This window comes from Acidocella sp. MX-AZ02, assembly GCF_000306035.1.
Lineage (GTDB): Bacteria > Pseudomonadota > Alphaproteobacteria > Acetobacterales > Acetobacteraceae > Acidocella > Acidocella facilis.
Map to the genome: position 1 here is coordinate 610,225 of NZ_JH976208.1, position 15,760 is coordinate 625,984.

The 15,760-nt window shown below is 64.4% G+C and carries 17 protein-coding genes and 2 tRNA genes; 6 read left to right on the top strand and 13 right to left on the bottom strand.

The features are described from left to right. Positions 1-159: 159 nt before the first annotated feature. The 7 genes from murA to MXAZACID_RS11185 all read right to left on the bottom strand — a co-directional run bounded on the left by murA (position 160) and on the right by MXAZACID_RS11185 (position 3,395). Entirely contained in the window at positions 160-1,410 is a 1,251-nt protein-coding gene (gene murA, locus MXAZACID_RS11165) for a UDP-N-acetylglucosamine 1-carboxyvinyltransferase (RefSeq protein ID WP_008494459.1), read from the bottom strand. Positions 1,411-1,419: 9 nt separating this feature from the next. Further along, positions 1,420-1,974: a dCTP deaminase gene (gene dcd, locus MXAZACID_RS11170; RefSeq protein WP_008494460.1), complete on the bottom strand. Its 555-nt coding sequence runs from the start codon at positions 1,972-1,974 to the stop codon at positions 1,420-1,422. After that, positions 1,965-2,129 (bottom strand): hypothetical protein, encoded by a 165-nt coding sequence (locus MXAZACID_RS19360; protein ID WP_168118425.1) that lies wholly within the window; start codon positions 2,127-2,129, stop codon positions 1,965-1,967. The genes dcd and MXAZACID_RS19360 overlap by 10 nt, the downstream gene beginning before the upstream one ends. A gap of 69 nt (positions 2,130-2,198) precedes the next feature. Beyond that, complete coding sequence (locus MXAZACID_RS11175) at positions 2,199-2,651, bottom strand: hypothetical protein (protein ID WP_039885191.1); 453 nt, start codon at positions 2,649-2,651, stop codon at positions 2,199-2,201. After that, a complete protein-coding gene (locus MXAZACID_RS18300; RefSeq protein WP_168118426.1) occupies positions 2,648-3,064 on the bottom strand; it encodes an NlpC/P60 family protein in 417 nt (138 codons plus the stop codon). The genes MXAZACID_RS11175 and MXAZACID_RS18300 overlap by 4 nt, the downstream gene beginning before the upstream one ends. A 159-nt stretch (positions 3,065-3,223) precedes the next feature. Then, a tRNA-Gly gene (locus tag MXAZACID_RS11180) sits at positions 3,224-3,298 on the bottom strand. A gap of 22 nt (positions 3,299-3,320) precedes the next feature. Next, positions 3,321-3,395: transfer RNA gene (locus MXAZACID_RS11185), tRNA-Gly, on the bottom strand. A 146-nt stretch (positions 3,396-3,541) separates the two neighbouring features. Here MXAZACID_RS11185 and MXAZACID_RS11190 point away from each other — a divergent pair. Genes MXAZACID_RS11190 through MXAZACID_RS11205 form a run of 4 tightly spaced genes read left to right on the top strand, consistent with a single transcriptional unit; the run spans position 3,542 to position 6,783 of the window. Then, complete coding sequence (locus MXAZACID_RS11190; RefSeq protein WP_008494462.1) at positions 3,542-4,480, top strand: co-chaperone YbbN; 939 nt, start codon at positions 3,542-3,544, stop codon at positions 4,478-4,480. After that, positions 4,481-5,152, top strand: coding sequence for an LON peptidase substrate-binding domain-containing protein (locus tag MXAZACID_RS11195; protein WP_008494463.1), 672 nt, complete (start codon positions 4,481-4,483; stop codon positions 5,150-5,152). It abuts the gene before it with no gap. 6 nt (positions 5,153-5,158) lie between these two features. Then, positions 5,159-5,353, top strand: coding sequence for a Trm112 family protein (locus MXAZACID_RS11200; protein ID WP_008494464.1), 195 nt, complete (start codon positions 5,159-5,161; stop codon positions 5,351-5,353). Continuing rightward, positions 5,350-6,783 carry an MFS transporter gene (locus MXAZACID_RS11205; protein WP_008494466.1) on the top strand — a complete coding sequence of 478 codons (1,434 nt, stop codon included), beginning with the start codon at positions 5,350-5,352 and terminating at the stop codon, positions 6,781-6,783. The genes MXAZACID_RS11200 and MXAZACID_RS11205 overlap by 4 nt, the downstream gene beginning before the upstream one ends. Positions 6,784-6,827: 44 nt before the next feature. Here MXAZACID_RS11205 and MXAZACID_RS11210 read toward each other — a convergent pair whose 3' ends face one another. Continuing rightward, positions 6,828-7,349 carry a histidine phosphatase family protein gene (locus MXAZACID_RS11210; RefSeq protein WP_008494467.1) on the bottom strand — a complete coding sequence of 174 codons (522 nt, stop codon included), beginning with the start codon at positions 7,347-7,349 and terminating at the stop codon, positions 6,828-6,830. Positions 7,350-7,428: 79 nt separating this feature from the next. Here MXAZACID_RS11210 and MXAZACID_RS17860 point away from each other — a divergent pair, with 79 nt between their 5' ends. After that, entirely contained in the window at positions 7,429-8,109 is a 681-nt protein-coding gene (locus MXAZACID_RS17860) for a DUF6134 family protein (RefSeq protein WP_008494468.1), read from the top strand. Positions 8,110-8,121: 12 nt separating this feature from the next. On the opposite strand, the gene MXAZACID_RS11220 is transcribed toward MXAZACID_RS17860, so the two are convergent. From MXAZACID_RS11220 to MXAZACID_RS18305, 4 genes are all read right to left on the bottom strand, one after another. Continuing rightward, a complete protein-coding gene (locus MXAZACID_RS11220; protein WP_008494469.1) occupies positions 8,122-8,412 on the bottom strand; it encodes a hypothetical protein in 291 nt (96 codons plus the stop codon). Positions 8,413-8,706: 294 nt separating this feature from the next. Then, complete coding sequence (locus tag MXAZACID_RS11225; RefSeq protein ID WP_039885315.1) at positions 8,707-9,714, bottom strand: ribonucleotide-diphosphate reductase subunit beta; 1,008 nt, start codon at positions 9,712-9,714, stop codon at positions 8,707-8,709. An 83-nt stretch (positions 9,715-9,797) separates the two neighbouring features. Next, positions 9,798-11,639: a ribonucleoside-diphosphate reductase subunit alpha gene (locus MXAZACID_RS11230; RefSeq protein ID WP_008494471.1), complete on the bottom strand. Its 1,842-nt coding sequence runs from the start codon at positions 11,637-11,639 to the stop codon at positions 9,798-9,800. A 132-nt stretch (positions 11,640-11,771) separates the two neighbouring features. Then, complete coding sequence (locus tag MXAZACID_RS18305) at positions 11,772-12,842, bottom strand: acyltransferase (protein WP_039885192.1); 1,071 nt, start codon at positions 12,840-12,842, stop codon at positions 11,772-11,774. A gap of 96 nt (positions 12,843-12,938) precedes the next feature. Here MXAZACID_RS18305 and MXAZACID_RS11240 point away from each other — a divergent pair, with 96 nt between their 5' ends. Then, positions 12,939-14,540, top strand: a complete 1,602-nt coding sequence (locus MXAZACID_RS11240; protein ID WP_039885194.1) for a radical SAM protein — start codon at positions 12,939-12,941, stop codon at positions 14,538-14,540. 4 nt (positions 14,541-14,544) lie between these two features. On the opposite strand, the gene MXAZACID_RS11245 is transcribed toward MXAZACID_RS11240, so the two are convergent. Next, the gene (locus MXAZACID_RS11245) at positions 14,545-15,597 is read right to left on the bottom strand and encodes an acyltransferase (RefSeq protein ID WP_008494475.1); all 1,053 of its coding nucleotides are present in this window, start codon (positions 15,595-15,597) and stop codon (positions 14,545-14,547) included. Positions 15,598-15,760 lie beyond the last annotated feature (163 nt).

Consider the following 15,760-nt stretch of genomic DNA (forward strand, 5'->3'; position numbering starts at 1 on the left):
TCTGTGAAGGGAGGGCCATTCACGCGCATGCGTTTTGAGAGGCGCCGTTGCCGGCCCTCCCTTCACAGACCCGAATAGAATGGGATCAAAGGGCCTCTCGGCCCTTTGCAGGGGGTCAAGGGGGACAGCGTCCCCCTTGCTCTGCCCCGTCCCCCGTTTTCAGACCAGCCGTTCGATCCGGGCGCCGCAGGCGGCGAGTTTGGCTTCGACGGCTTCGTAGCCGCGGTCGAGATGGTAGACGCGGGAGATGGTGGTTTCGCCTTGGGCGGCCAGGGCGGCGAGGACGAGGGAGAAGGAGGCGCGCAGATCTGTGGCCATGACCGGGGCGCCGGTGAGGTGCTTGACGCCGCGGACGATGGCGGAGGAGCCTTGGATGTTGATTTTGGCGCCCATGCGGCTGAGCTCCTGCACGTGCATGAAGCGGTTTTCGAAGATGTTTTCGGTGATCAGCGAGGCGCCGTCGGCGACCGTCATCAGCGCCATGAACTGGGCCTGCATGTCGGTGGGGAAGCCGGGGAAGGGCTCGGTGGTGACATCGACCCCGTGCAGCCCGTTGGCGCGGGTGACGCGGAAGCCGTTTTCGGCTTCGGTGATGATGACGCCGGCTTCGTTGAGCGCGGTGAGCACGGCGCCGAGGTCGGAGGCGCGGGCGTTTTCCAGGAACACATCGCCGCCGGTGATGGCGGCGGCACAGGCATAGGTGCCGGTCTCGATGCGGTCGGGCAGGATGTCATGGTGGGCGCCGTGCAGGCTGGTGACACCGTGGATGGTCAGGGTGTCGGTCTCCAGCCCCTCGATTTTGGCGCCCATGGCGATCAGGCATTTCGCGAGATCGGTGATTTCCGGCTCGCGGGCGGCGTTTTTCAGCACCGTGATGCCATCGGCCAGGGAGGCGGCCATCAGCAGGTTCTCGGTGGCGCCGACGGAGACGAAGGGGAAGACGATTTCCGCCCCCTTCAACCCCTTGGGCGCGCGCGCTTCGACGTAACCGCCATCGAGCTCGATGGAAGCGCCCATCGCCTCCAGCCCTTTCAGGTGGAGATCGACCGGGCGGGTGCCGATGCCGCAGCCGCCGGGCAGCGAGACGCGGGCCTGGCCGAGGCGGGCCAGCAGCGGGCCCAGCACCAGGAAGGAGGCGCGCATCTTGCGCACGATCTCGTAGGGGGCCTCGGTATTGGTGATCTTGCCGCCGAGGGTGACATCGCGCCCGGCGTGCGTCACTTCGATGCCGTGCTGGGCGAGCAGGTCGGACATCGTGGCAATGTCGGCCAGTTTGGCGACATTGGAGAGCACCAGCCGCTCATCGGTGAGCAGGCCGCAGGTCATCAGCGGCAGGGCGGCGTTCTTGGCGCCGGAAATGGCGATGGTGCCGGAAAGCGGCACGCCGCCGGTAATACGAATCGAATCCATGGTCTGAACTTACATCCTCGGCAGCGACACGCCGCGCTGGCCCATATATTTGCCCGCCTTGTCGGCGTAGGAGATCTCACAGGGGCTGTCGCCCTTGAGGAAGAGGAACTGGCAGATGCCCTCGCCGGCGTAGATTTTCGCGGGCAGCGGGGTGGTGTTGGAAATCTCGATGGTCACCTGGCCTTCCCATTCCGGCTCCAGCGGGGTGACATTCACGATGATGCCGCAGCGCGCATAGGTGGATTTGCCGAGGCAGATCACCAGCACATCGCGCGGGATGCGGAAATATTCCACCGTGTTGGTCAGCGCGAAGCTGTTGGGCGGGATGATGCAGACCGGGCCGGTGCGGTCCACGAAGCTGGCCGGGCTGAAGGCTTTCGGGTCGACGATGGCCGAATCGACATTGGTGAAGACCTTGAAATTCTCCGAGCAGCGCGCGTCATAGCCATAGGAGGAGAGGCCGTAGGAGACGACGCCGTCGCGCTTCTGGCTTTCCACGAAAGGCTCGATCATGCCCTTCTCCATCGCCTGTTGGCGGATCCAATGGTCGGGCATCACGGGCATGCGGGTTCGTCCTTCTTGTCGTCGGCGGGTTTGGCGCGGGCCTGGGCCTTGCGGCGGGCGAGATTGGCGCGCAGCGCGGCCGCCTTGGCCTCCGCGCGGGCGCGGTGTGCGGCTTCGGTTTTCTCGGTCCGGGCGGGAGGGGTAGGCGCCTTCATACGCAATGGTTCAAGCCGTGTCCTGCCGCTTGCGTCAAGAGGCGCGACGCGCAAGGCAGGGGGATCGGCTTAATTTGCTGAAACGCGGCGCAGCAGAAGGGTGGATTGACCTTCAAACGGATAGAGGGCGTGGTTCCGGTCTAGCAGGATCAGGCGGGTCACGGGCGGATAAGGCGGCGGACCAGGTGGTGTGGCGACCGCGCATTCGAGTATGACGAGGAAAGCCGTTTTGGCGTGGGCGTCAGCGGGCGGGAGCAGGGCGGCGCGATCCTCGGCGCCAAGGGGCGTGGTGATGTAGGCGGCGTTGGCTGGGCAATTTGCCGAGAGCGGGTCCTTGAAGCTGTCCGCCATGATTTTGATTTCGACCTGTAAGTCCGGTGGTGGGATGGCGGCACAGCCCTGGCAGAGCTGCGCCGTCACCCGCCAGATGCCAATCAAGTCTGGCGGCGCGGGCTGGGCGCGGGCGATACCAGCCCAGGCCAGGACAGCGAGGCAGGAGGAGAGTGCGGCAAGGCGTGTCATGATGCCGGACCGATATAGCGGAAAAACCGGAACGGACGGGATCCCCACCATGGATTGCTGGTTTCGACCTGTCCTAGCCCGTGGCTTTGCATGCCGAGAAACCTTGTCGGCGAGAGCATGACCGCGACATGCCCGGGATAAATTCGTTTATCGCCACGCTTTACCTCGAGCCCGACCGCTGACGGTGGAAAATAGATGATGTCGCCGGCTTGCGGTTGGCCAATGACCGGCTGAAATAGCAAGCGGTCCTCGGCAATCATTTTCGAGCTTTCCCGTCGAAAAAGAGGATTGATCTTTTTCAAGGTGAGCCAGACAAAATATGAACAATCGAAAGCTTGATCAGAGAGGGGTGGCGTTGCGTAGCGGGCGGTTGCGTGAGCCGCAGCCGCTTGGAGCGCCGCACTGGCAATCATATCGCCTCGCGACCGCGTGGGTGCCGCTCCATCTGGCATGAAATTGCCCTGATATGTTTCTGTTGTGATGCCTTAAGCCTAAGCGGGATGACCCGATCTGTAAATTCGGATGCCTATTGCCGGGCGGCCTTAAAAAGCTCAGCTTGGAACGACCGGATCTGGAGCGGGCGAAGGGATTCGAACCCTCGACCCCAACCTTGGCAAGGTTGTGCTCTACCCCTGAGCTACGCCCGCGCGCTACAGACACCGTTTTAATTGGAGCGGGCGAAGGGATTCGAACCCTCGACCCCAACCTTGGCAAGGTTGTGCTCTACCCCTGAGCTACGCCCGCTCGCGGCGTGGGAGGCTCTTTATAGGCAGGCGCGGGGGATTGCAAGCGGGCGAAAACGGGTTTCGCCGGGTGTCGCGCTTTGGGGTGGGAGGCCGCCAGCGCATCCTATATATAAGAGCCAGGAAACATTGAGACGGAAGCAGATCATGAGCACGCTGTTCAACGACGCGCCCAGCGCGCAGCCGGCCGGGGCCGCGCCCTTCATCATCGATGGCGACCAGGCGAATTTCATGGCCGATGTCATCGAGGCGTCGCGTGAGCTGCCGGTGCTGGTGGATTTCTGGGCGACCTGGTGCGGCCCGTGCAAGACGCTGACCCCGGCGCTGGAGCGGGCGGTCACCGCGCAGGCCGGGCGGGTGCGGCTGGTGAAGATCGATGTCGATCAGAATCAGGCCCTCGTCGGCCAGCTCACCCGCATGGGGCTGCCGCTGCAATCGGTGCCGACGGTGGTGGCGTTCTGGCAGGGGCAGATCGCGGATACGTTTTCGGGTGCTGTGCCGGAGAGCGAGCTGAAGCGCTTCGTCGAGGGGTTGCTGAAGCTGGCAGGCAGCGCGGCGCCGGGTGAGGCGCTGATCGCCGAGGGCAAGGCGCTGCTGGAGCAGGGCCAGGCCGAGGCGGCGGCGCAATATTTCGGGGCTGCTCTGCAGGAAACGCAGGACAAGCCAGAGGCCTGGGGCGGGCTGGTGCGCGCGTTGCTGGCGCTGGGCGAGGAAGCACAGGCGCAGGAGCTGCTGGGCCAAGTGCCGCCAGCCTTGGCCAATCATGCCGAGATCACCGGCGCGCGCGCGGCTTTGACCCTGGCGCAGGAAGGCCGGCAGGCGCAGTCCGCCATGGCCGGGCTGGAGCAGCGCCTGGCCGCGAACCCGGACGATCATGAGGCACGCTACGAGCTGGCGACGGCGCTGAACGCCAGTGGCGCCCGCGCCGAGGCGGCTTCGGCGCTGCTGGAGATCATCAAGCGCGACCGCGCCTGGCACGAGGACGGGGCGCGGCTGCAGCTGCTGAAATTCTTCGAGGCCTGGGGCATGGACGACCCGGCGACGATGGCGACCCGGCGCAAGCTCTCTGCCCTGTTGTTCAGCTGAATGGCGATCATCATCCCCCGCCTTGAGGATCTGCCGGAGGAGTTCCCGGTGTTTCCCCTGCCCGGGGCGCTGCTGCTGCCCGGCGGGCAGTTGCCGCTGAATATTTTCGAGCCGCGCTATCTGGCGATGGTCGAGGATGCGCTGGGGCAGGGGCGCTATTTCGGCATGGTGCAGCCGGATCGGCGGCTGGCGCAGGGCGAGACCGGTCCCGGCCTGTACCGCACCGGCTGCCTGGGGCGGATTTCCAGTTTCGAGGAAACCGATGATGGGCGCTATCTGATCGCGTTGACCGGGGTGATCCGCTTCACCATCGTTGAGGAGACCGGCCTGCGCCGGGGCTATCGGCGGGTGCAGGCGGGGCTGGCCGGCTATGCGGCGGATCTCTCGCCCGAGCCGCTCCCGCTGCCATTCCCCCGGCAGATTTTGCTGGATGCGCTGGGCCGCTATTTCGCCGCGGCGCAGGTGGAGGCGAACTGGGAGGCGATCGGCCAGATGAGCGACGCGGCCCTGGTCACCTCGCTCTGCATGGCTTGCCCGTTTTCGCCTGAGGAAAAGCAGGCTTTACTGGAAGCCCGTGACGCGGCGCAGCGCGCGGAGGCCTTGCGTGCCTTGCTGGAGATCGACGCCTTCGATGGCGGGCCGGGGCAGGATAAAACGCCGAAAGCGAGTTGAGGTGGGATGAGTGTTGAAGCGGATGAGCCGGGGATCGACCCGCGCCTGTTGGAAATGCTGGTCTGCCCGGTGACGCGCGGGCCGCTGACCTATGACCGGGCCCGCCAGGAGCTGGTGAGCGAAAAAGCCCGGCTGGCCTACCCGATTCGCGATGGCATTCCGGTGATGCTGGCGGAGGAGGCGAGGCCGCTCGATCCATGAGCAGCGAGATCGAGCAGGAGATCGAGCCGGAGGTTCCCACCAAACGCATGCGGACCACGGCGATCATCATCGCCGTGGCCTTGTTCATGCAAAATCTGGATTCGACCGTGGTCACCACGGCGCTGCCGGCGATGGCGAAAAGCTTTCACATCGATCCGCTTTATATGAGCGTTTCGGTCACCTCCTATCTCATCGCGCTTTCGGTGTTCGTGCCGGCCTCGGGCTGGGTAGCGGACCGGTTCGGGGCGCGGCAGGTGTTTCGCGCGGCGGTGATCATCTTCACCCTCGGCTCGGTATTTTGCGGCATCGCGCCGAGTTTGCTGGTGCTGGTGGCGGCGCGGGTGGTGCAGGGGCTGGGCGGGGCGATGATGCTGCCGGTGGGGCGGCTATTGCTGCTGCGCTCGGTCAGCCGCAGCCAGATGGTGGCGGCGATGGCCTGGTTGACCGTGCCGGCGCTGCTCGGCCCGGTGCTGGGGCCGCCCTTGGGCGGGCTGATCGTCTCTGTCGCCTCCTGGCGCTGGGTGTTCGACATCAATGTGCCGATCGGCATTGCCGGCGCCATCGCGGTGTCGATGTTCATTCCCGATGTGCGCGAGGAGGGGCGAGGCGGGCAGCTCGATCGTCTGGGGCTGGTGTTCTCGGGTGGGACGATGGCCTTCCTGATGATCGGCATGGAGACGATCGGGCGCGGGCTGATCCCGCTGCCCTGGACGCTGCTTGCCTTCCTGCTCGGTATCCTGGCCTGCCTTGGCTATTGGCGCCACGCCCGCAACGCCGCCAATCCGATCCTGGATTTCTCGCTGTTCCGGGTGCCGACCTTCTCGATTTCGCTGACCGCTGGCACCTTCTTCCGGGTGGCGGTAGGGGCGGTGCCGTTTCTGCTGCCGCTGATGTTGCAGCTGGGATTCGGCAAAACCCCCTTGCAGAGCGGCATGATCACCTTCGCCTCCGCCGCCGGGGCGATTGCGATGAAGCCGGCCGCGACGCCGCTGCTGACCCGCTTCGGCTTCCGTTCGGTGCTGATCTGGAACGGGGTGGCGGCGACGCTGATGCTGGCGGCGAGCGCCCTGTTCTCGCCAACCTGGCCGGCCTGGCTGATGGCGCTGGTGCTGCTGGTGGCCGGCACCTTCCGCTCGCTGGAATTCACCGCCTATAACGTCATCGCCTATGGCGATATTCCGCGCTCGCGCATGTCCGCCGCGACCACGCTCTACACCACTGTGCAGCAGCTCTCCTTGACGATGGGGGTGGTGGTGGGAGCGGCGAGCCTGGAGATTTCCAGCTTCCTGACCGGGCACGCCACACCCAGCCTCAGCGATTACGATATCGCTTTCATCGTGGTCAGCCTAGTGGCGCTGCTGGCCTCGCCGCTTTGCGCGCGGCTGCCGCGCGATGCCGGAGATGCGCTGACCGGGCATCGGGCAGGGTGAAATGAAAGTCGGGGGCCGCGGCGCGGATGCCCCCGAAACCTTCGTTATGCCAGGTCCTTGGCCAGCAGGAAGCGTTTGAGGCTGGATGTGCCGGGGCCGAGCTGGCGCCAGCTGCTGGTGACCAGGAATTCCGAGAGGCTGGCGGTGGGGTAGCCGGCATCGATCCGCGCCAGCGTGGCATCCGCCCGGCTCTCCCCTGCCAGGCTCAGCGCCAGCTCGTGCAGGCCGGGATTATGGCCGATGACGATGGCGCTGCGCACCGTCTCCGGCAGGTCGCGCAGCGTGTTCAAAATCTGCGGCGGGGTGGCCATATAGAGCTGCGGCAGCTGGTCGATATTCGGCCATTCATCCCAGACCGTCGCATCCTCCAGCCCTTCCAGCGTCTGCTGGGTGCGGGTGGCGGTGGAGACCAGCACCACCTCTGGCGCCAGCCCGGCGCGGCGCATGGCGGCACCGACACGCCGCGCCGCCTCGCGCCCGGTCTCGGTAAGGGCGCGGTCATGGTCGGACTGGCCCTCGGCCTGCGGTTCGGCCTTGGCGTGGCGAAGGAGAATCAGCTGGTGCATGGGGCGATTGTGCCATGGTAAAAGGGCGCTGTCGCCCCTATCTCAGGCGGCAAATGAACCGGACGGAGTGCAGACGCGCATGATGCAAGGCAGGCTGGAGCGGCGTGGATTTCTGGCGGGGGCAGCGGCGTTGACGGCGGCCCCATGGGCGCCGGCGCAAGCCGTCTCCGCCCTGCCGGTGCCGCCCAGCGGGCAGATGCGGTTTCAGATTCTGCGCAATGGCTCGCCGATCGGTGAACAATTGATGACATTCACCCAGGATGGCGATGGGCTGAAGGTGGATATCCAGGCGGATATGGTGGTGACCATCGCCGGGATTCCGGTGTTTCGCTATCGCGGCCATGCCGTGGAGCAATGGCGGGGGGATGCGTTTGTCGGGCTGCAGAGCCAGGTGAACCATAACGGCACCCTGCTTTCGGTGCAGGCGAGCCCGATTCCCGGCGGCTTCGCGGTGCAGGCGACCAAGGCAGGGGATTATCAATATACCGGCACACCGCCGATGCTGCCGCTCACCTACTGGAACCGCGCCATGCTGCAGGCGATGATTCTGAACGTGGAAACCGGGCGGCACTACCCGGCCATCGTGAATTCGCCGGGCTGGAACAAGCTACCGGACGCGAATGGCGGCACCATTCTCGCACAGCGTTTCGACGTCACCGGGAAGCTGCATCTCAGCATCTGGTACGACCAGCGGAACCAATGGTCCGGCCTGGCCTTTCACGTCGATGGCTACGAGATGTTCCGCAAATACGTCGCCTGAGCGGGCGGCCGGTCAGGCGACGGCTTCGTCCGGATGGCGCAGATGCCAGAGGCGCTCATGCGCCGCCACCAAGCTCTCGATGCTCTTGCGGCGGTTGGAATCCGGCGGAACCGTGCGTCGGGTCAGCATCGATTCAAGAATCCGCAGCAGCTGCTCGGCAATTTCGTAATCGCCTTGATCGCAGGCATGATGGAAGGCGAGCAGAATCTTGTCCGACAGGCGGCGGCTATAGCGCGGCGTGCCACCCGAAGCGCGGGCGCCACCAGCTTCAAACTCTTCATCGGGGCCTTGAAAACCTGACATGGTGCGTTTCGATCCGAGTTTACAACGTTTCGTTAACTTAACGGCTTAAAAGATGGCAGGGCGCTGCCGTAATGATGTAGGTCAAGCGTCCTGCGAAGTCTGCCAAGTCCGGGCTCTCAATATTCACCTCCCTTTCATAGGAGGTGTGGGTTGAACTCTCCACGGCGTGATTCTTAAGAGAAATTTAGACTTCGCGCTACAGAAAAAACAAGCCCCTGGAAAAGAACGAAAAAATTCGTTCCATCCAGAGGTTGACGTTAAATGAAATTTAAGTACGATATCGTAAAATTTATCTCAACCTCCCGTGGTGGGTGTGTCGAAATCGGCGAAGGCGTCTTCCCAGCTGCCCGAGGTCGCCGCCTTGCTGTACTCGGTCGAGCGGTTCTCGAAGAAGTTCGTGTGCTCGACGGCGTTGAGCATTTCATCCAGCCAGGACAGCGGGTTCTTCTCGACGTGGAAGAGCGCGTTGAGCCCCAGACCGGCCAGTCGCCGGTCCGCGATATAGCGGATATAACGCTTGACCTCGGCGGCGGTGAGCCCTTCCACGGCCCCGAACTCGAAGGCGAGATCGATGAAGGCGTCCTCATGGTCGACGATGGTGGCACAGGTCTGGTACAGCTCCTGGCGCAATTGTTCGGACCACACCTCGGGGTTTTCCGAGATGAAGGTGAGGAATAATTTCGTGATCGAATCGCAATGAAGTGATTCATCGCGCACCGACCAGGTGATGATCTGCCCCATGCCCTTCATCTTGTTGAAGCGCGGGAAGTTCAGCAGGATGGCGAAGGTCGCGAAGAGCTGCAGCCCCTCGGTAAAGGCGCCGAAGGCGGCTAGGGTTTTGGCGATTTCATGCTTGCTCTCCATCGAGAAGCTGTGCATGTAATCGTACTTGTCCTTCATCTCCTTGTATTTGAGGAAGGCCTGATATTCGAGTTCGGGCATGCCCACCGTATCCAGCAGATGCGAATAGGCGGCGATATGCACGGTCTCGATATTGGAGAAGGCCGAGAGCATCATCAGCACTTCGGTGGGTTTGAAGACCTGTGAATATTGCTTCATGTAGCAATTATTCACCTCGACATCCGCCTGGGTGAAGAAGCGGAAAATCTGGGTCAGCAAATTGCGCTCGCCTTCGGTGAGCTTCTTGTGCCAGTCGCGCACATCCTCCGCCAGCGGCACTTCCTCGGGCAGCCAGTGCACGCGCTGCTGGGTCAGCCAGGCCTCATAGGCCCAGGGATAGCGGAAGGGCTTATAGACCGGGTTTTCGGTCAGCAGGTCCATCTTCGGGGCGTGGTCGGTCATGTCGCGGCTTTCCGTCAATCGGCGTCGGTTTTTCGCCGCTTTTTGAGAAAAGCGGCACCAAAACTTTTATAACAAGTCTTGCCTTACTGGCAGGCGAGGCATTCTTCGTAATTTGCCGTGGGCTCGGCGGGCTTCAGGGCGGCGGTGGGTTTCTTCTCGGACACCGTATCGGCGCGCTGGATGGAGAGTGAGCGGCAATAATAGAGCGATTTCACCCCCCGTTTCCAGGCCTGATAATGAATCTGGTGCAGATCGCGCTTATTCACATTCGCCGGCAGGAACAGGTTGATCGACTGGCTCTGGCAGATAAAGGGGGTGCGGTCGGCGGCATGCTCGATCACCCAGCGCTGGTCCAGCTCGAAGGCGGTTTTGAACACGTCTTTCTCATGCGGGCTCAGGAAGTCCAGATGCTGGACCGAGCCCTTGTTCACGGTGATCGAGGACCAGGTGTCCTCGTCGTCGAAGCCATGCGCCGCGAGCACCTTCTTCAGCGCCCGGTTGCGCACCGAGAAGCTGCCCGAGAGCGTCTTCTGCAGGAACACATTGGCGCTGATCGGCTCGATCCCCGGCGAGGCATTGCCGGCGATGATCGAGATCGAGGCGGTGGGGGCGATGGCGATCTTGTGGGAGAAACGCTCCTGGATGCCGTAATCCGCCGCATCCGGGCAGGCGCCGCGCTCGGCCGCCAGGGTTTTCGAGGCCGCATCCGCCTGGGCGCGGATATGCTTGAACATGCGGGTGTTCCACACCTTCGCCATCACGCTCTCGAAGGGGATGGAATTGTCCTGAAGGAAGGAATGGAAACCCATCACCCCCATGCCGACGGAGCGCTCGCGCATCGCCGCATATTTGGCCCGCTCCATCGAATCCGGCGCCTTCTGGATGAAATCCTCCAGCACGTTATCGAGAAAGCGCATCACATCCTCGATGAAGCGCTCATCCTGGTGCCATTCGAACCAGGTCTCCAGATTGAGCGAGGAGAGGCAGCACACTGCAGTGCGCTGCTTGCCATATTGGTCGATGCCGGTGGGCAAGGTGATCTCGGCGCAGAGATTGGAGGTTTTCACCTCCAGCCCGGCCAGCTTATGCTGCTGCGGGCGGGCATCGTTAACATGGTCGGAATAGATGATGTAGGGCTCGCCCTGCTCGATGCGGGTGGTGAGGATGCGGATCCAGAGCGCGCGCGCCGAGATCGAGCGCACCACGCTATGGTCCTTCGGCGAGCGCAGCCCCCACATCTCGTCCTGCTCCACGGCGCGCATGAAATCATCCGAGATCAGGATGCCGTGATGCAGGTTGAGCGCCTTGCGGTTGGGATCGCCGCCGGTCGGGCGGCGCATATCGACGAACTCCTCGATCTCCGGATGCCAGACCGGTAGATAGACCGCCGCCGAGCCGCGCCGCAGCGAGCCCTGGGAGATCGCCAGGGTGAGAGAATCCATCACCCGGATGAAGGGGATGATGCCGGAGGTTTTGCCGTTCTGCCCGACCTTCTCGCCGATCGAGCGCAGATTGCCCCAATAGGAGCCGATGCCGCCGCCCTTGGAGGCGAGCCAGACATTCTCGTTCCAAAGCCCGACAATGCCATCCAGGCTGTCGGTGGCTTCGTTGAGGAAGCAGGAGATCGGCAGGCCGCGATCCGTGCCGCCATTGGAGAGCACCGGGGTGGCGGGCATGAACCACATTTTGGAGATGTAGTCGTAAAGCCGCTGGGCGTGGGCCTGGTCGTCGCCATAATAGGAGGCGACACGGGCGAAGAGGTCCTGATAGCCCTCGCCGGGCAGCAGATAGCGGTCGTCCAGCGTGGCGCGGCCGAAATCGGTCAGCAGCGAATCGCGGCTGCGATCGACATTGACCCGGAAGCGGCCCGGCATCTGCACGCCGTCATCGAGCAGCGGGGCTTCCGGCTTGGTCATCATGTTCATCGCTGCCGATACTCCAGAGGGTCAAAAACGGAAGCGCATAACAACATATAGTGGGCGGACGCGCAATCCAGACCAGATCAAGTCTGGGAAGATTTTCTGAGTCGGGTTTGGGGCCAGGGCGCGGGCCTGTGCTCAGGCGCGCCGGCGGCGGCGTTGCAAGGGTTGGTCGATGAAAAAGGCGGCGGCGGCGCTGAGCGCGTAAATGGCCAGCATCGCCCCGAGCAGGAGCGCATATTGCCCGCCTTGCCCGAGATGCAGGCGCGATGGCGCGGCCAAGGCGGTGAAGAGCGCCAGAAAACTGCCATGCAGGATATAAAGCGGGTAGGAGATGGCCCCCAGCCGCGTCGCCAGTGCGGTCGGCCGGATCGCCCCAGCCGTCTCCAGCGCCGCCAGCCCCAGCACCACCGCGCCGAAGCCCAGTGACAGCACCGGGGCGAGGGCCGGTGTGTAATAGGCGTTGCCCCAGTGCAGGAACGGCAGACAAAGCAGCAGCGCGGCCGCGCCGGCCGCGAGCACGCCCCAGGCCAGGCGCGGGCCCGGGGGGCGGGTTTGGTAGAGCCAGCCCGCCAGCATGCCGCCGAAGAATTGCAGGTGAAAGCAGGTGAAATTGGTTCCGAACAGGAACAGCACGGCATGCGCGCGCAGCGCCTGCGGCACGAGGTCCGCCTGCAGATGCGGCCAATAGGTAAGAGCCACCGCGCCCGCCACCCAGAGGACCAGCAGCGCGCGGCCGATTCGCGGCAGCAGGCAGAGCCCGAAAAGCAGATAAAACGCGATCTCCAGCCGCAGCGACCAGGCGGGGGGTACGATATCCGGGGTGAAATACGGGGCGAGCGTGACCAGCCCGAGCACCCGCCCGGCTTCCGGCATCGCCCGCAGGGCGCAGAGCACCAGGAGCAGGGAGAGCCAGTACATCGGATAGACGCGCCGCGCCCGGCGCCACCAGAAGCGCGCGCTGGCCCCATGCTGTCCAAACTCCCGGCCATGCGCGCAGACCATCACAAAGCCGCTCAGCGTGAAAAAGAACTGCACGGCGAAGGGCGCGGGCGGCACGAAGCCGCCCAGCAGTGCCGCCTGCCCCGCCAGCCCATAGGCCCTGGCGAACCAGATGAGATGCGTTGCCATCACCAGGCTGGCGGCGATGAAGCGGCCAATTTCCAGCGTGCGCAGCTTCGCCGGACCGGGGCGGTGGGGAGCGTTCATGCTGCCCGGGGTTTTCGGCAAAGGCCGGGGGAGCGTCAAGCCGCCGCGGCGCCGGCGCGATTGTACGCGCCGGCCGGTTTGCCGTACTGTCCCGGCATGAATGCGATGACCCCGCTTTATCAAGGTTATGTCGATGAACGCAGCATCGCGCATGTGAAAGGCTGGCTGCGCGATGTGAACGACGCCAACGCGCGTCTCGCCTACGAGGTGGTGCTGCCGGGCGATGAAGCAGAGCGCGTGCTGGCCTCCGGCCGCGCGGACGGGTTCAGCGAAATCCTGGTGCAGGTCGGTGTCGGCGATGGCGGCTACGCCTTCGAGGCGCATTTCAACCCGCCGCTGAGTGAGGCTGAGCGCGAACTGGTTTACGTGCGCCCGCAAGGGGCGGCGCACCGGCTGGAGCTGGCGCCGAATCTGCGCACCGACCCGCCGGGGCAGGGGCCGTATCAGGGCTTTGTCGATGCCTGCAGCACGCGGCATGTTGCCGGTTGGGTGCGGGACCTGGCGGATGGGGCGCGCCGGGTGGTCATCGATTTGCTGCTGCCGGGGGCGGGCGGTGAGGTGCTGCTGCAACGCCATGTCGCGGCGCAGACCAACGACATGTTGCGCAAGGCCGGGCTGGGCGATGGGCAGAATGCCTTCTTCGTGCTGTTCGACCGCGAACTGAGCGAGGTGGAGCGCGAGGCGCTGATCGTGCGGGTGCATGGCTCGGCGCATGTGGTGGAGCGCTCGCCCCGGCTGAACCGGAAATTTCACCCGCTGCAATGCGTGCGGCTGGATATCGTCAATAATTGCAATCTGCGCTGCCCGTTCTGCGTTTATGATTACACTGAGACGTTCCGCACCAATGTGATGGAGGAGGCGACCTTCCAGGCGGCGTTGCGGCTGATCCCCTACGTGCCGGACGGGAATTTCTGGCTCTCCTGCCTGCATGAGGCGACCTTGCATCCCAGGTTGATGGAGTTCATCGCCCTGGTGCCGCGTGAATACCGGCGCAAGCTGTTCTTTACCACTAATCTGGCCAAGCGGCAGAAGCGGGAGTTCTTCGAGGCGCTGGCCGGCTCCGGGCTGGACCATATCAATATCTCGCTGGAGAGCTTCGACAAGGATGTCTATGAGCGCATGCGCAAGGGCGCGCGCCAGGGGATTTTCCTGGAGAATCTGGCGCTGCTGCTGGAGGTGTTCGGGCAGACGTCGGGGGCGCCGCGTATTCGCTATAATCTGATGGCCTATCGCGCCAATCTGCAGGAGTTGCCCGGGCTGGCGCGCATCCTGCTCGAGGAGAAGCAGGCCTGGCAGGTGGAAATTCGCTATACGTTCGACGGGCCGCAGATCCCGCAGGATTTCCGCCAGGCGGAGTTTCTCTCGACCGATGAATGGGCCTGGCTGGCGCGGGAATTGAGCGCCTTCCCGGCTGAGCGGGTGCTGCTGTTTCAGCCGCCGGGCGGACGCGGCTATGACCGCAACGCCCCGCCGCCGCCGCCCGCGCCGTCGAGCCAGCCGCCGGAGCGCCGCGGCTGGGTGCAGGTGCAGGCCCCGGTCTCGCGGCCGCTGAATGTGCGGATTTTGTGGGATGGAACGCTGAGCGTCTCCTCTGATCTGCTCGGCGATGAGGATGAGCATCCGGAGCGGGCGATCCATCTGCTCTCCAACATCAACGCGCTGGAAGACCCGCTGGCCGCCTGTCTGGCGCTGGAATAGCGGGTTAGACCACCCGGCGGGCGAGGCGCTGCAAGGGCTTGTCGATCAGAAAGGCGAGCAAAGCGGCGGCGGTGAGTGAGAGTGCCATTTCCAAAAGGAACAGCTCCGGCACCGGCAGCCTATGCCACAGCCCGGCGGCTTGCAGCGTTTTGATCAGCAGCGCCCCGCAATCGGCATGGATCAGATAGAGCGGATAGGACATCGCCCCCAGCCCGGCGCCCCAGCGCGGCGGGGTGAGGCGCTGGCTTTGCTCCAGCCCGGTCAGCGCCAGGATAAGCCCCGCAAAGCCAATGCCGGTGAAGAGTTCCAGCGTGCGGTCGGGATAGTCGAACCCCCAATGCTGGCGGGAGAGTAGGACCAGTACCGCGATCGCCGAAGCCCCGAGCAGCGCCCATAACCCCCAGCCGGGCAAAGGGCGGCGGGCGAGGAGCGTCGCGGCCTCCACCCCGCAGAGAAACAGCAGATCGTGGATGCCGAAGAAATACCAGGCGAAGCCGGCCGGCAAGGCTTGGAAATAGGGCCGCACCACGACATGAAACAGATGCGGGAACCAGTAGAGCAGCAGCAGCGCCAGCCAGATGCCCAGCACCCAGCGGCCCAGGCGCGGCAGCAAGGTGAGGGCGAAGATGATATAAAAGGCCAGCTCGAAGCGCAGCGTCCAGGCCGGGGGATTGGCCTCGGGCATAGAGAAGGAAGAGATTGGCGCCAGGCTGATGGTCTGCGCCAGATAGGCCAGGCTGCTGCTGTGCCAGAGAAACCAGAGCGGCATGATCAGCGACAGCCAGTAGAGCGGATAGATGCGCCAGATCCGGCGCCAGAGATAGCGCGGCAGGGCGCCGATCTGGCCGAGGTCGCGCGCATGGGCGCTCTGGATGACGAAGCCGGAGAGCACGAAGAAGAACAGCACCGCGGCGATCGGCGGCAGGGAAAAGCCGAAGGGCATGGCGCTGGTACCGTTGCGGGTGGCGAGCCCGGCCAGATGGTCGGTGGCGACGCAGAAGGCAGCGATGAACCGGGCGATTTCCAGGGTGAGAAAACGGTTCGCGGCGCGCTGCATGGATCTGGCGTTAGGGGGGGCGTTACGGCGCGTCAAGCGCGGCGCCGTCGCGCAGCACGGCTTGCGCGGCGGCGGTGATGCCGGCTTCATCGTGCAGCGCTAGGCCGGGCAGGATCACATCCGGGCCGCGGCTGGCCTTGCAGGCCCGCAGCAGGATCAGCTT